The following is a 16,023-nucleotide window of genomic DNA, read 5'->3' as shown; positions in this document are numbered from 1 at the left end:
GGTAAGCCCGGACGTCACGCGGCAGGGATGCCGCGTGCCGAGGCCCACATGGATGCGGCCGTTGCCGTTCCGGGCGTGCTCACCCTCCCTTCTGACCCTGTGCCGTATCTGCAGCGATAGAGGTGTGGTAGTGCTTGCAGCGTGTTGCTGCGGCTTAGCGCGTGCCCGTGCCGTCCGGCAGATAAAAGATGACATGCATGCCCGGCGTCTGCTCAATCAGTAGCGACGTGTAGGTATAGGTCTGTGCCCTGCCCTCGACATCAATGATGGTCTTATTACCAGTGCCCATTTTGCTGACATCCTGATAGTTCCACATGGTGCGAAAATCGCTGCTGCGCGCCAGCAGATCCGTAATGACTGACTCAAACGCCTGCGCCTGATTACTGGCGACGTAACTGGCACGAAACGCCGATAACGTATGGCGCGCAGCCTGCTCCCAGCCATGAATGCGCTGGCGGTAATCGTCGTTAAGGAACATCAGCTTAAGCGTATTACGATCCTCTGCGGGCAGCAGCGACCAATCCACAATCAGCGACCGGGCGGCCTGATTCCAGTAGACGATGTCCATGTTGGCGCGGCGCACGAATGCCGGATGGGGTTCCAGCGCATCCACCATGGCCATCACCTCGGCTGGCAGTGCCTGACTAAGCAACTGTGGATGCGCATTACCAAAGATCAGCGCTTCCAGATACTCCTGCTCGGTGACGGAGAGTTGCAGCACTCTGCCAATGCGCTGCAGCGCGGCCAGGGAGATGCTGATATCGCGTCCCTGCTCAAGCCAGGTGTACCAGCTAACGCTCACTGCGGCCAGCTGTGCCACCTCTTCGCGGCGCAAACCTTTGACGCGCCGGTTAAGCGTGCTGAAACCGTAGCGCTGCGGATCAACGCGCGCGCGGTGGGTCGTAAGGAAGTTTTTCACATCCTGATTGCGCATGTTTTCCGCCCGGGTATGACCTGTAGTCATAGGATAAACCGCCCCATTTTTCACTGACTGATTGACGTTTACTATCGACGGCAAGATTACGGTATCTCACGGGAGTAAAGCAAAATATGTCAGCAGAATCACTACCGGGTGCGCAACCCCGCAACCCGTCGCAAAGAGTCCGCCTGGTTACGCTTCTGACCGGCATTGTCACGCTGGTGGTGGTGATGGGCATGGGGCGCTTCTCCTTAACGCCGCAAATACCGCTGATGATAGCTGACCACCATCTGTCGCTCTCCAGCGCCGGCGTGCTGGCAGCGATGAACTACATCGGTTATCTGCTTGGGGCGCTACAGGTGAGCCGGCTGCGTCAGCACCACGCGCGCTATCTGAAGAGCGGGTTACTGGCGACGGCGCTGGTGACGCTGCTGTCGGGCTTTACCGCCGATTTCACGCTGCAGTGCCTGTTTCGCTTTATCGCCGGCATCGGCGGCGCCTGGGCGCTGATCCTGATAACCTCCTGGACGCAGATGGTGCTGGCTGCTGAGGGGGCGCCGCGCATGTCCGCTGCGGTGTTTACCGGGCCGGGCATTGGCATCACATTGACCGGCGTGCTGGCATGGCTGATGGCACAGTTTCATCTGCATGATGCAACGGCCTGGTGCGTCTACGGCGTGGTGGCGCTGGCGGGTGCGCTGCTGGTGTGGCGTGCACTGCCTGCGACCCTGCCGGCACGCCAGCAGACACAGGCTGCCACCCTGAGCCCGGCGCTGAAACGGCTGCTGATCGCCTATACGCTGGCGGGCTTCGGATACATTTTGCCCGCGACGTTTCTGTCGCAGATGGCCCACAGCCTGTTTGCGAGCGGGCAACGCGCCGCGCTGTTCTGGCCCCTGTTTGGCGTGGCAGCGATCGCTGGCGTGCTGTTAGTGATTGCCTGTGCACCGCGCATCAATACCCGCATTAGTCTGGCGCTGGTGATGATGATGCAGGGATTCGGCGTCGCCGCCGTGGTGATGTTGCCTGGCGCCGGCGGTCTACTGCTGGCAACCGTGGTGATTGGTCTGGCGTTTTTGTCGATTATGCAGCTTTCGATGCGCCTGGCGCGCGAGCTGACCAGCGGCAATCTGGCAAAAACCGTGGCGGTGCTCACCTCTGGTTATGCCACCGGCCAGCTGATTGGCCCGCTGGTGTCATCTGCCAGTGTGCACCTCTTTGCTTCGCTGCAACCTGCGCTGGGACTGGCAGCAGTCGGATTGATAGCCGGAGGGTGGATTGTGCTGCAGGCGCGTTCCACCCCTAAACAGACAAAGTAGCGGATACCCGGGAGCGATTCGCCACAGGGCATCCGCTGTGCGCCAGGGTTTACTGAATGCCCATTGCATTTTTCAGCGTAAAGAAGAGATCCGTCTGATCGGTCAGGCCCACCACATTTGACGCATGAGGACCGTAAGCCGCGATGCGGATTTGCGTACCGGTGTGGCCCTGGGAATCATCTTCCGAGTTGCCGTAGCTGATGGTCATCACCGCGCCATCTTTGGTGTTCAGCGCCTGGGTCAGACCCGGTGCCTCACTGCCGTTTTCAATGATTTGGCTGCTATGCGCGTGGTCCGCTGTGACCACCACCAGCGTATCGCCGTGCTCACGCGCAAAGGCCAGCGCCTGCTGTACGGCTTCATCCAGATCAACGGTTTCACCAATCTGACCGCACGGGTTGGCGGCGTGATCCTGCTTATCAATTGACGCGCCCTCCACCTGCAGGAAGAAGCCTTTCGGGTTCGTGCTCAGCAGATCCAGCGCCTTTTTCGTCATCTGCGCCAGCGTCGGTACTGATGCCGGACGCGCTGAATTGACTTCACAGGTTACAACGGGCTTATCAATGTTGCCGTGATAGCTGGCTTTCGGCCCCTGCCAGCGCACCGGCATATTACCCTCTGAAAACAGGCCCAGCAGCGGCGTGCGTTGATCGGCCTGGCGAACGCCGTTCATACCGTCCAGATTACTGACCAGCTGAAAACCGAGCGCCTGAGCCTGATCGCGCAGCGTTTTCCCCTGATACTCGCCAGCTTTAGCCACCTCACTGAAGGATTTGGCTCCGCCACCCAGCGTGACATCCGGGCGGGTTTTGAGCATCTGCTCGCTTATCGATCCTTTCCCGCCCTGCTCCAGTGCGTTAGTCGGGCACAGCTCGCTGGTTTTTTCCGGGCCGTAGCACTTACGCGACGTGACGTGCGCCATCAGCGCGGCGGGCGTGGCATCCTGCAGCTCTGCGGTTGAGACATTGCCAGTGGCTTTGCCTGCCGCTTTCGCCAGCTCAAGCAAGGTGACCTGATCTTTACCGTTCACGTCCACGCCAATCGCCCCGTTATAGGACTTGGTACCGGTGGCCCACGCCGTTGCCGAGGCCGCTGAGTCAGTAACGTAATTGGGTTTATGGGTTTTCTTATCCAGCGAGTAGTGCGTGTACTGGCCGGTGAGCGGTAGGGCATCAAGGCCGGGGAAAAAACCACCGGCACCTCTTGCCTGATTACGCGCGGCGGTGATTTCTGAATCCCCCATGCCATCGCCAATCAGCAAAATGACGTTCTTTGCCGTGGTATTACTTAACGATGCTTTCAGCGCTTCCGTCTGGTCGCCGGTTAAGCGACGCGCACCACCGTGCTGGGTGATATCCCCTATTGCGGCACGCGAATAGTGCGCGACATCCTCCGCTACCGCAGAGGTCGCGATTACAGAGGCCAGCAGAGAGACGGTAAAGAGAGGTAAGTATTTCATTAATCAGCATCCTTATCAGTAGATTTGACTTACTATTTCCGCTGACAAGTCTGCGACAGTTGAGTGACACTTTTGTGTCACGCCGGGTGTAATTTGATGACAGAACGGCCAGTTCGCACAGCGTTGCAGCGATTTGCACACAGCTTAAGCGGATAGAAAAAAAGGAGAAAATAGCGCTTGACCCTTTTCAGCGAACTCCCTATAGTAGCGCCCCGTTGACCCACAGTGGTTAGCGAAAAAAATATGGTGAGGTGTCCGAGTGGCTGAAGGAGCACGCCTGGAAAGTGTGTATACGGCAACGTATCGGGGGTTCGAATCCCCCTCTCACCGCCATATTCTAAGAAGAGCCTGAACGAAAGTTCAGGCTTTTTTTTATATATTCTCCGATCGAGGGGGATTCGAACCCCCGACGGGCTTCTCACGCTATCGTTATTGCTGTGGCCCACAATCCAGCGCTCCAGGTTTCGTAGTGGCAACCCACAGAGCCGCCAGGGCAACTCATCACATATTAAGCAGCGCATAACCCTGGTTTTGTAACGTAGTGACGGTGGTCAAGGCCGACGGCGTATGGATCACTGAATCCGCGATCCACTGCGGTTGATAGTGGTGCCATGCCAGTGCCTGATCGCAGACCGTCACCTTAACGCCCTGCTGTTTCAGCGCAGTGATCAAAGGCAGATTAGGGTTATCCACGCCGAACAGGGTACGGAAGCGTGCATTATTCAGCATGGCATCGGTCGCCTCGCCATTCACCGCTACCACAAATTGCAGCTGCTGCAGCGGCACGCCGGCTGCCACATAGGTATTAACGACCTGTGCCACCTGCTCCAGCGCCGGGTTCACCTGAGCGCGTTTTGCCTCTCCCTGACTGACTTTAAACACCACTTTATGGCTCAGCGCCCTGTCCGGCTGAAAAGCACTGCTGGCGTCATAATGCACTTTGCCATAACCGTCAATAGCAGGCGAAACGCCGTCAATCGCGTTGACCGCGGATTGAGAACCGCCGCCGGAAGAGAACAATCCATCGCTCTTGCTTATCATTGCCCCACATATCCCGCCTGCAACAGCGATAATTGCGCTTATCACGACAGACCGCATTGCCCGCTCCCCGATTGCTGAAAAAATGCCTCGCTGAGTATGACACGAATTTATTAGCCGCAGAGCGATTGCAGAATTTTCCGGCCTCACCCGGCCGGGAGCGCTGAAAAGTGATCTATCTTGCCGATGTGATCGGCCAATAAAAAACCCGGCCGGAGCCGGGTTGATGTCTGTCAATTAAAGCAAGGTTAACTGTAAGCGTTTAGCGTACGCTGGCACAGTGCCGAGCGGACACAATCGTCTTTACCAAAACGCACCACGCCAATCATCTCATCCTCTTCAAAACGCGCCAGCGCATCGGCAAGACCGGATTTGACGCTGGCGGGCAGATCGCACTGAGTGATATCACCGTTAACAATCACCGTCACGTTCTCACCCAGACGGGTTAAGAACATTTTCATCTGTGCGGCGGTGACGTTTTGTGCCTCATCAAGGATCACCACCGCATTCTCAAACGTGCGTCCGCGCATATACGCGAAGGGCGCGATCTCCACCTTAGCGATTTCGGGTCGCAGGCAGTACTGCATAAAGGAAGCGCCGAGACGTTTAACCAGAACGTCGTAAACCGGGCGGAAATAGGGGGCGAATTTCTCAGCAATATCTCCAGGGAGGAAACCGAGGTCTTCATCCGCCTGTAGCACCGGGCGCGTCACAATAATCCTTTCGATATCCTTATTGATCAGGGCTTCAGCGGCTTTCGCTGCGCTAATCCAGGTTTTACCGCAACCGGCTTCACCGGTGGCGAATATCAGCTGTTTCGTTTCTATGGCGTTAAGATAGTGCGCCTGAGCTTCATTTCGGGCTTCAATCGGTGCCCGGTCACGCACATCGCGCGCCATGCCAATTGCATCCAGCCCACCCATCTGCACCAGCGAAGTGACCGATTCTTCTTCACGCTGACGATGACTGCGAGAGTCATTACGAAGCACCCGACGAGCTTCACGACGCGCTTTGATCACTGCTTTCTGTCTTCCCATAGTGGCACCTTACAGTTGGTTTCATTAATCGCGACGGATCACCCGCGGCGATGACTTGAACGCTTTAGAGGTTTCGATGGCTTCCTTGTAAGCCGTATTGAGACAGCAGGAAAAGTGTGCGATAGCGCCGAAACGCTGTCGCGCACCGGTAGAGAAGTGAATTTTGTTGCGCGTTAAGAAGTGAAAAAAGAAGGAGATTTTCAGGCGGGAGGATATCCCCCGCGGCGAACTGCGCTTGATGATGTCTATTTAACTGTCCGAAGATGGACGAGGTCATGCGCGAACTCCAGTGGACTTAGCCACACAACTGACAACGCTTATAAGTAAAGTGAATCATATTAGTGGCAATTTGCAACAGTAAATTTACCTGGAGTTAAAGAATTAATGATAAGCGCAGCCCAGGCGCATCGTACTTAAATTAATTTCATTATTAAATTCAACAGGATGGATTATTATCCCGTATTTGAGATTTTTCAGAACATTCGGAAATAGGGAGCTTGCGCGGGAAATTTAAGCAGAATTTAACAATCACGCCCGGTAACGTTTTTGTCTACCGGGCGCTGTGCATTAATTAATCAGGCCTGCAGCAGTAACTGGCCGAGATAATGACTTTTATCCGTTACGCCGGGCAGCGCAAAAAAGTATCCGCCACCGATAGGGCGAATATACTCCTCCAGCGCTTCACCGTTCAGCCGTTTTTGCACGGTAATAAAACCTTTCGTTAAATCATGCTGGTAACAGATAAACAATAACCCCATATCCAGCTGCCCTGCCCCGGTGATGCCCGCAGAGTAGCTATAGCCACGTCGCAGCATCAGACTGCTCTCGGTTTCTGGCATTCGCGGATTGGCCAGACGGATATGTGCGTCCAGCGCAATGCGTTCACCGTCCGGATCGCTGCGGTAGTCAGGCACATCGTGCTCATGCTGCATGCCCAGCGGCGCACCCGATAACTTTTCGCGGCCAAAGATTGTCTGCTGCTCGCCCAGCGGCGTGCGATCCCACATCTCAACGTGAAAGCGGATAATGCGCACCGCCTGATAGCTGCCCCCGCGCGCCCATGCCGGCTCCTGCTGGTCCGCCGTGACCCACAACAGTTTGTCCATCAGCGCGCTGTTCTGCGTGTCCGGATTTGCCGTACCGTCTTTGAAACCCAGCAGATTAATCGGCGTCTCTTTACCGTTACTGCGCGCGGCGTGATCGGCGATAAAGCCGTCGCGCCGCCAGCGCACCGCCAGCAAATCCGGCGTGTGTTTGATGATGTCGCGCAGTGCGTGGATAACGGTATCCTGCGTATTGGCACAGATTTGCAGCAGGATATCGCCATGGCACTGCTCAGCGTCGAGCGAATCATTAGGGAAGCGCGTCATGGCCTGCAGCTGCGCCGGTTTATGCGCCCCCAGCCCAAAGCGCTCATCAAACAGGCTGTGGCCAACCGACAGCGTGATGGTCAGGTTATCGGGCGCGATATCGGCGCCCAGAATACCGGAGTCCATGGGCGGCAGCTGCGGGTTCTGTACCACCGGCGCCGGTCCGCCCTGCGTGAGAAATGCAAAGCGCTGCGTCAGCAAACGGAACAGGCGCTCAAGCTCGGTTTTCTCAGTAGCCAGCACGTCGAATGCCACCAGCATCATGGATGCCTGCTGCGGCGTCAGGATGCCTGCCTGATGCGCGCCGTAAAACGGTTGCACCTGCTGACGCGCACCGGGTGTTACCGTACCCGGCGAGAAACGTTCACCGGCGGCCGCTGCATGAAACGGACAGCCACCGGCAAGGGCAGCTGCGCCGCCCAGCACCCCTAACCCCTGCAACAGACGGCGACGCGACGGTTGCGCCGCGTCATTTTGCTTACTCATGATTAATCGAGACCTAACGTGCCACGTAACAGGGAGAGATCTTCCGCCAGGGTTGTGATGGGCCCTTTCAGCGCATTACGATCGGTGGTGGTGAGTTTTTCATAGGATTCAAAGCCGTCCGGCGTGCGGTATTTGCTGAGAATGCCATCCACTTTCTTAAAGTTCGTATCCACCTTCGCCAGCAGCTGTGGATTGGCTTTTTCCAGCAGGGGACGCAACAGCTCAACGATTTTCTGCGCGCCATCGATATTGGCCTGAAAATCTGACAGATCGGTACGGCTGTAGCGATCTTCCTCGCCGGAGATTTTACTGGAGGCCACCTCTTCGATCAGGCCCGCTGCGCCACCCACCACTTTTGCCGGCGGGAATGCCAGGGCGCTGATGCGGGTCTGCAACTCCAGCACATCCTGATTCAGCTGGGTAGCAAATGCGTCCGCCCCGTGGGTCGTGTTGTCCGCAAACAGGAGCTTCTCAAGGCGGTGGAAACCGGTGAATTTCGGATCATCCGCCTTTTTCTCAAAATCATCCTCACGCGCGTCAATGCTGCCATCCAGGTCAGAGAAGAGCTCTGCAATGGGTTCGATGCGCTCGTAGTGCACGCGTGCGGACGCGTACAACGCTTTGGCTTTTGCCACATCGCCGACTTTGACCGCATCGGTAAAGGCTTTGGTGCCCGCGACCAGCGCGCTGACTTCGTTCATCACATAGAGTTTGTAATCGGCAATCGGGCCAACCAGCTGCAGCACATCGGGCTTGCCGTTAGTGGCCGTTTTGCTGGCGCCGCTCACCACCAGCTTGCCTTTCGGGTTACTGAGCAGGCCACAGGTCATCTCATATTCGCCCGCTTCAAGATTCGCAGTGAGCTTCTGGCTGAAGCCCGGCGCAATATTTTCACGCTCTTCCACCACCATAACGCCTTTGAGGATCTCCCACTCCAGCGCTTTCTGGCTGTTATTTTTGATAATGAACTGGGTTTTACCGGCCTGAACGTTGAGCGACATGGGCTCACACTGCTGGTCTGTCACGGTGACGGTGACCTGCGGAACGGCAGCGGCAGACGCCGCGCCGGAGAGCGCCAGCATGGAGACCAACAGCGCCTTGCGGCGGAAGCGAATCGTCATAGTGTTATCCCTGTTACAGAAGAAGCAGGCGCGCGCAGCGCCTGAAGAAGTTAGCGTGCGGTACGTGCGGCGCCAGGCGTCGGACGTGCCGGGAAGAAAAACAGCAGCAGTGCCGGGATCAGATAGAGTAGCCACATCGCCACTTCGCTGACGCTGGGCGCCTCCTGATAACCGAGAACGCCCTCCAGCAGCGTGCCGAATATCGAGTGCGTAGAGAGGATGTTGCTCCAGTCAAACGCCGTCGTCTGGAAGTGGTTCCAGAGTCCGGCTTCGTGGAAGGCGCGAATCGCACCGGCGGCCAGCCCGGCCGCCACGAAAAGGATGAACAGGCTGGTCCAGCGGAAGAAGTGCGCCATATTGAGGCGGATACCGCCATAGTAGATCAACATCCCCAGCACCACGGCGGTGACCAGACCCAGCACGGCGCCAACAGGCGGTGCGTACCCGACATCCTGGGTGAAAGCCGCCAGCAGGAAGAAGACGGATTCGAGCCCCTCCCGCGCTACGGCCAGAAACACCATCAGCACCAGCGGTAAGCCACTGCCACCGCGGTTTTGCAGAGCCTGATCGACCGATTTTTCCAGCGTGGCTTTAATGTTGCGCGCCACGTTGCGCATCCAGAACACCATTGAGGTGAGAATGATGACGGCGATGACGGCCACGATGCCTTCAAACAGCTCCTGCTGTTTCTGCGGGAATTCACCGGTGGTGGCGTTGATAAAGAGGCCAAGCGCCAGACAGAGCGCAGCAGCAATGAAGACGCCTGCCCACATGGCGGGAAACCACCGGGTGCGCTGGGTGCGTTTCAGATAGCTGGCAATCAGGCTGACGATGAGCGCTGCTTCAAGACCTTCGCGCAGCATGATGAGAAAAGGTACAAACATCACCAACCTCTTGAATATTAAGAAGGGTAAATCGAAAGTAAAATTACGTAAAGTGCGAACGATATCGATTATCATTATCGCGCTAAAAAATACAAGTCACCGTGCGAAATTAATTTTGTTTTGCGGGGCCCTTGCTCAGTATCGCTGTTGGTTTTGCATCCGGGCTAACAAAGTTATATGGCTTGCTGCACCGGCATAAACGCATCCATGAGGCCTGCCGCCGCGCCTTCCCTGGCGCGGAGGCAGCTGCAAGCCATATAACCTCGTTTGCCCTTTGAGCCTGGGCGTTGCTGATGATTTAAAGCGGCTCATCTGTATGGAGGAAGAAGGGATGTTGAGGTAAGCCGGACGTCACGCGGCAGGGATGCCGAGGCCCGCAGGACGCGGGTGTTGCCGATCCGGCGTGCTCAGCACCCCTTCTGACCTGCTCCATCATTCCAGCGGTAGAAACGGTAAGGATGCTGCAGGCATAAAAAAACCCGCATCACTTATGACGCGGGTCTTTCAACTCAAACGCGCTTACTTCGCGTTATATTCCGCTTCTGCTGCCGCAAAACGCTGCTGAGCCGCCGCTGAAGGCGCACGGCCAATCAGGCTGAACACCACAATCGCGATGCTGGCGAAGATAAAGCCAGGGATGATCTCATACAGCGGTGTATAGCCATACTGTTTCCACAGCAGAACGGTGGCGGCACCCACGACCATGCCGGCCAGCGCGCCGTTGCGCGTCATGCGCTTCCAGCACACGCCAAACAGCACCACCGGTCCGAATGCGGCACCGAATCCAGCCCAGGCGTAGCTCACCAGGCCCAGCACGCGGTTTTCCGGGTTAGCGGCCAGCGCGATGGCAATCAGCGCAATCAGCAGCACCATCAGGCGCCCTACCCACACCAGCTCTTTCTGACTGGCGTTTTTACGCAGGAAACCTTTGTAGAGATCCTCCGTCAGCGCACTCGAACACACCAGCAGCTGGCAGCTCAGGGTTGACATGACTGCCGCCAGGATCGCGGAGAGCAGAATACCGGCAATCCACGGGTTAAACAGAATACGCGCCAGTTCGATAAACACGCGCTCGCCGTTCTCGCTTACGCCAGCCGCCTGCTCCGGGTGGTTCTGGAAATAGGCGATGCCGAAGAAACCAACCGCCACCGCACCCGCCAGGCACAGGATCATCCACGCCATACCGATACGTCGTGCCGTACGGATTGAGCGATGTGAATCCGCCGCCATGAAGCGTGCCAGGATATGTGGCTGACCAAAGTAGCCCAGCCCCCAGCCCAGCAGCGAAATCACTGCGACAAAGTTCAGCCCTTTCAGCATGTCGAGGTTTTCCAGGCTCTTCGCTTCAATCACCGCCAGCGAGTCGTCCAGGCCGCCCACGGCGATAATCACAAACACCGGCGTCAGGATCAGCGCGAAGATCATCAGGCTGGCCTGCACGGTATCGGTCCAGCTCACCGCAAGGAATCCACCCACCAGCGTGTAGAGGATAGTGGCAGCTGCCCCGGCCCACAGCGCGGTCTGATAATCCATGCCGAAGGTGCTCTCAAACAGGCGCGCGCCCGCTACAACACCTGAAGCACAGTAGATAGTGAAGAAGATCAGAATGACCACCGCCGAGATAACACGCAGCAGTTTACTGTTGTCTTCGAAGCGGCTGGTGAAGAAGTCCGGCAGCGTTAAGGCGTTGTTGTGGTGTTCGGTCTGCACGCGCAGGCGGCCCGCCACAATCTTCCAGTTAAGCCACGCGCCGATGGTCAGGCCGATAGCGATCCAGCTCTCAGAGATGCCTGACAGGAAAATGGCGCCCGGCAGGCCCATCAGCAGCCAGCCACTCATGTCTGATGCGCCCGCCGAGAGCGCCGTCACTACGCTGCCCAGACTGCGGCCGCCCAGAATATAGTCGTCAAAGTTCTTGGTTGATCGCCAGGCAATGAAACCAATCAACACCATCCCAAGGATGTAAATGACAAAGGTCACCAGCATCGGTGTGCTTACACTCATACTCTCTCCACTTATTATTTGATCTCGTAAGAGAAATCTTTTACCTGCGCTATCGGAACGGGATAGCAGCCAGGGCTTTACCGCATCCAGAGAAAGCGATTTCTCTTAAGGCGCGGTATCCTGCCGCAAAGGTGCGGCGCGCACAATGCATTTAACACAGCTGTTACCTGGGTTTCACCTCACTTTTACCTTTCTGTGCTCACAGGTTGCGCCTGCTCACACTTTGGTTGCACCCAATGCACTCTGGTTGCCCTTTATTGAGGTGCCCTGCACAACTGGCGAGATTCTTGCAGCAAGTTTTATGCCGCTTTTACCACAGGCATCAAAAAGGCGGTGTAAAACGTGCAACTGAGGTCACATTTAACACGGTTGCACAAAGTTGCAACATGAGTGATAGTGCAGCCCACGCTGATGTTGATTCATTTTGAAGATGAGGAAATCATGGGAACGACGACCATGGGGGTGAAGCTGGATGAAGCCACCCGCGATCGCATTAAACTGGCCGCCGGTAAGATTGATCGCACGCCGCACTGGCTGATCAAACAGGCCATTTTTAACTATCTGACGCAGCTGGAGGCCGGTGAAACACTGCCGGAAATCCCGCTGCAGCTCACGGACGCTGAGAGCGCAGAAAGCGCGCCGGATGAGTCAGTGCAGCCTTTCCTCGACTTCGCCGAACACATTCTGCCGCAGTCGGTTACCCGCTCTGCCATTACGGCAGCCTGGCGTCGCCCGGAGACCGATGCGGTACCGATGCTGCTGGAGCAGGCACGTCTGCCTGCGCCGCTGGCAGAGAAAACACATCAGCTGGCCTACAGCCTGGCCGACAAGCTGCGGCACCAAAAAGGTGCAACCGGACGCGCCGGTATGGTGCAAAGCCTGCTGCAGGAGTTCTCCCTCTCCTCACAAGAGGGCGTGGCGCTGATGTGTCTGGCGGAAGCGCTGCTGCGTATTCCTGACAAGCCCACCCGCGATGCGCTGATTCGCGACAAAATCAGTAACGGTAACTGGCAGTCACATCTTGGCCGCAGCCCATCAATGTTTGTGAATGCCGCAACCTGGGGCCTGCTGTTTACCGGACGTCTGGTGTCTACGCACAACGAAGCCAATCTGTCGAAATCACTCAACCGCATCATCGGCAAAAGCGGTGAGCCACTGATTCGCAAAGGTGTGGATATGGCGATGCGCCTGATGGGCGAGCAGTTCGTCACCGGTGAGACCATTGCCGAGGCGCTGGCAAACGCACGCAAGCTGGAGGAGAAAGGCTTCCGCTACTCCTATGACATGCTGGGCGAAGCGGCGCTGACCGCCAGCGATGCCAAAGCGTATCTGCTCTCCTATCAGCAGGCGATCCACGCCATCGGTAAAGCCTCCAATGGGCGCGGCATTTATGAAGGCCCGGGCATCTCCATTAAGCTCTCGGCGCTGCATCCGCGCTACAGCCGTGCGCAGTATGAGCGCGTGATGGAGGAGCTCTACCCTATTCTCAAATCCCTGACGCTGCTGGCCCGCTCGTATGACATCGGTATCAACATCGATGCAGAAGAGGCGGATCGCCTTGAGCTGTCGCTCGACCTGCTGGAGAAGCTCTGCTTCGAGCCCGAGCTGGAGGGCTGGAACGGTATCGGCTTCGTGATTCAGGCCTACATGAAACGCTGTCCGTTTGTCATCGACTCGCTGGTGGATCTGGCGCAGCGCAGCCGTCGCCGTCTGATGATCCGTCTGGTGAAGGGCGCATACTGGGATAGCGAGATCAAGCGCGCGCAGATGGAGGGCCTGGAGGGCTATCCGGTTTACACCCGTAAGGTGTATACCGATATCTCCTATCTCGCCTGCGCCCGTAAACTGCTGGCCGTGCCAAACCTGATCTACCCGCAGTTCGCAACGCACAACGCCCATACGCTGGCGGCGATCTATCAGCTGGCGGGCAATAACTACTATCCGGGCCAGTATGAGTTCCAGTGCCTGCACGGCATGGGTGAACCACTGTACGAGCAGGTGGTGGGGAAAGTGGCCGATGGCAAACTGAACCGCCCATGCCGCATCTATGCGCCGGTTGGTACGCACGAAACGCTGCTGGCGTATCTGGTGCGCCGCCTGCTGGAGAACGGTGCCAACACATCCTTTGTTAACCGTATTGCCGATAACACACTGCCGATCGATGAGCTGGTGGCCGATCCGGTCTCCGCCGTGGAGAAGATGGGCATCAGCGAAGGTGCCATTGGCTTGCCGCATCCGAAGATCCCCCTGCCGCGCGATCTCTATGGCGATAAGCGCGTGAACTCGGCGGGTCTCGACCTGGCAAACGAACACCGTCTGGCGTCGCTCTCCAGCGCCCTGCTGACCAGCGCCAGCCAGCCGTGGATCGCTGAGCCGATGATTGCAGGCAGGTGCGATACCGGCGAGAGCCGTCCGGTGCTCAACCCCTCAGCACCGGGCGATGTGGTCGGGAGCGTACGCGAAGCAACACCGCAGGAGGTCTCCCGCGCGCTGGATGCCGCGGTCAATGCCGGTCCGATCTGGTTTGCCACACCGCCGCAGGAGCGCGCAGCCATTCTGGAGCGCGCCGCCCAAACCATGGAAGGTCAGATGCAGCAGCTGATTGGTCTGCTGGTGCGTGAAGCCGGTAAAACCTACAACAACGCCATCGCCGAAGTGCGTGAAGCGGTCGATTTCCTCTATTACTACGCGGGCATGGTGCGTGACGATTTCGACAACGAAACCCATCGCCCGCTCGGTCCGGTGGTCTGTATCAGCCCGTGGAACTTCCCGCTGGCGATCTTCACCGGGCAGATCGCCGCGGCGCTGGCCGCCGGTAACAGCGTGCTGGCCAAACCGGCCGAGCAGACCCCATTGATCGCCGCGCAGGCGGTGCAGATCATGCTGGATGCCGGCGTACCGGAGGGCGTACTGCAGCTGCTGCCGGGCCAGGGTGAAACCGTGGGGGCACAGCTGACCGGCGATGAGCGCGTGCGCGGCGTGATGTTCACCGGCTCAACGGCGGTAGCGACCCTGCTGCAACGCAACCTGGCGGGCCGTCTTGATCCACAGGGCCGCCCGACTCCGCTGATTGCAGAAACCGGCGGCATGAACGCCATGATCGTTGACTCCTCCGCTCTGACTGAGCAGGTGGTGGTGGATATCGTGGCGTCGGCCTTCGATAGCGCCGGCCAGCGCTGTTCGGCGCTGCGTCTGCTCTGTATTCAGGACGATGTGGCTGACCACACGCTGAAAATGCTGCGTGGCGCCATGGCGGAGTGCCGCATGGGCAACCCGGAGCGTCTGTCAACGGATGTTGGCCCGGTGATTGACGCCGAAGCCAAAGCCAATATTGAGCGTCACATTCAGGCGTTACGTAATAAGGGCTTCACCGTGTATCAGGCGGTGCAGGAGAACCCGCAGGACAGTAAAGAGTGGCAGAGCGGTACCTTCATTAAACCGACGCTGATCGAGCTGGATCAGGTAAGCGATCTGGATAAAGAGATCTTTGGTCCGGTGCTGCACGTGGTGCGCTTCACCCGTAACAACCTGCCGCAGCTGATTGAGCAGATTAACGCATCCGGCTACGGCCTGACGCTCGGCGTGCACACCCGTATCGATGAGACCATTGCGCAGGTCACGGCCGGTGCCAAAGTGGGCAACCTCTATGTGAACCGGAATATGGTTGGTGCGGTAGTGGGCGTGCAGCCGTTCGGCGGCGAAGGCTTGTCGGGCACCGGGCCGAAAGCCGGTGGACCACTCTATCTCTACCGCCTGCTGGCGAACCGTCCGGACGGCGCCTGCGCCTGACGTTCGATCGTCAGGATGCTGAGCGTCCGGTAGATAGCACCGCGCGTGCGATGCTGCTGCAGGCGCATCAGGCGCTGCAAAGCTGGGCGCAGGATAAGCCGGCGCTGCTGGCGCTGTGCCAGCGTTACGACGAGCTGGCGCAGGCCGGTACCGTGCGACTGCTGCCTGGCCCAACCGGCGAGCGCAACACCTTTACCCTGCTGCCGCGCGAGCGCGTGCTCTGTATCGCGGATAACCAGGAGGATGCGCTGATTCAGCTGGCCGCCGTGACCAGCGTAGGCAGTCAGGCGCTGTGGCAGGATGATGAGCTGCATCGCACGCTGCGCCAGTCGCTGCCGGCAGCCGTACAGCAGCGCATTGAGCTGGCGAAAGATCCGCTGGCCGCAGAGTTTGATGCGGTGATTTACCATGGCGATGCCGATCAGCTGCGCAGCCTGTGCGAGCAGATTGCCGCACGCGAAGGCGCGATTGTGTCGGTGCAAGGCTTTGCCCGCGGTGAGACTAACCTGCTGCTGGAGCGTCTGCTGATTGAGCGTTCGCTGAGCGTGAACACCGCTGCAGCAGGCGGCAATGCCAGCCTGATGACCATTGGTTAAC

The 16,023-nt window shown here is 58.0% G+C and carries 9 protein-coding genes, 1 tRNA gene and 1 pseudogene; 3 read left to right on the top strand and 8 right to left on the bottom strand.

What is annotated here, in order from left to right; genetic code table 11:
- Positions 1-154: 154 nt before the first annotated feature.
- Entirely contained in the window at positions 155-964 is an 810-nt protein-coding gene (locus HA48_RS08545) for a helix-turn-helix transcriptional regulator (protein WP_244182818.1), read from the bottom strand.
- Positions 965-1,050: 86 nt separating this feature from the next.
- On the opposite strand from HA48_RS08545, the gene HA48_RS08540 reads away from it, so the two are divergent.
- Complete coding sequence (locus HA48_RS08540) at positions 1,051-2,238, top strand: YbfB/YjiJ family MFS transporter (protein WP_128600634.1); 1,188 nt, start codon at positions 1,051-1,053, stop codon at positions 2,236-2,238.
- Between the two features lie 49 nt (positions 2,239-2,287).
- On the opposite strand, the gene phoA is transcribed toward HA48_RS08540, so the two are convergent.
- Positions 2,288-3,697: an alkaline phosphatase gene (gene phoA / locus HA48_RS08535; protein WP_128600633.1), complete on the bottom strand. Its 1,410-nt coding sequence runs from the start codon at positions 3,695-3,697 to the stop codon at positions 2,288-2,290.
- A gap of 245 nt (positions 3,698-3,942) precedes the next feature.
- Here phoA and HA48_RS08530 point away from each other — a divergent pair.
- Positions 3,943-4,030 (top strand) — tRNA-Ser (locus HA48_RS08530).
- A gap of 168 nt (positions 4,031-4,198) precedes the next feature.
- Here HA48_RS08530 and HA48_RS08525 read toward each other — a convergent pair.
- The 6 genes from HA48_RS08525 to putP all read right to left on the bottom strand — a co-directional run bounded on the left by HA48_RS08525 (position 4,199) and on the right by putP (position 11,637).
- Positions 4,199-4,738, bottom strand: coding sequence for a DsrE family protein (locus HA48_RS08525; protein ID WP_244182817.1), 540 nt, complete (start codon positions 4,736-4,738; stop codon positions 4,199-4,201).
- A gap of 245 nt (positions 4,739-4,983) precedes the next feature.
- Positions 4,984-5,772, bottom strand: coding sequence for a phosphate starvation-inducible protein PhoH (gene phoH, locus HA48_RS08520; protein ID WP_128600631.1), 789 nt, complete (start codon positions 5,770-5,772; stop codon positions 4,984-4,986).
- A gap of 575 nt (positions 5,773-6,347) precedes the next feature.
- Positions 6,348-7,628: an iron uptake transporter deferrochelatase/peroxidase subunit gene (gene efeB / locus HA48_RS08510; protein ID WP_128600630.1), complete on the bottom strand. Its 1,281-nt coding sequence runs from the start codon at positions 7,626-7,628 to the stop codon at positions 6,348-6,350.
- Between the two features lie 2 nt (positions 7,629-7,630).
- Complete coding sequence (efeO, locus tag HA48_RS08505) at positions 7,631-8,749, bottom strand: iron uptake system protein EfeO (RefSeq protein ID WP_128600629.1); 1,119 nt, start codon at positions 8,747-8,749, stop codon at positions 7,631-7,633.
- Between the two features lie 50 nt (positions 8,750-8,799).
- Positions 8,800-9,633, bottom strand: a complete 834-nt coding sequence (efeU, locus tag HA48_RS08500) for an iron uptake transporter permease EfeU (RefSeq protein ID WP_128600628.1) — start codon at positions 9,631-9,633, stop codon at positions 8,800-8,802.
- A 519-nt stretch (positions 9,634-10,152) separates the two neighbouring features.
- Positions 10,153-11,637: a sodium/proline symporter PutP gene (gene putP / locus HA48_RS08495; RefSeq protein WP_128600627.1), complete on the bottom strand. Its 1,485-nt coding sequence runs from the start codon at positions 11,635-11,637 to the stop codon at positions 10,153-10,155.
- A gap of 441 nt (positions 11,638-12,078) precedes the next feature.
- On the opposite strand from putP, the pseudogene putA reads away from it, so the two are divergent.
- Positions 12,079-16,022 (top strand): annotated as a pseudogene (putA, locus tag HA48_RS08490) (trifunctional transcriptional regulator/proline dehydrogenase/L-glutamate gamma-semialdehyde dehydrogenase).
- Position 16,023 lies beyond the last annotated feature (1 nt).

Source organism: Pantoea wallisii (assembly GCF_002095485.1).
GTDB lineage: Bacteria > Pseudomonadota > Gammaproteobacteria > Enterobacterales > Enterobacteriaceae > Pantoea > Pantoea wallisii.
Note: the sequence above shows the minus strand (reverse complement) of the source record. Positions and strands in the feature narration are given on the sequence as shown.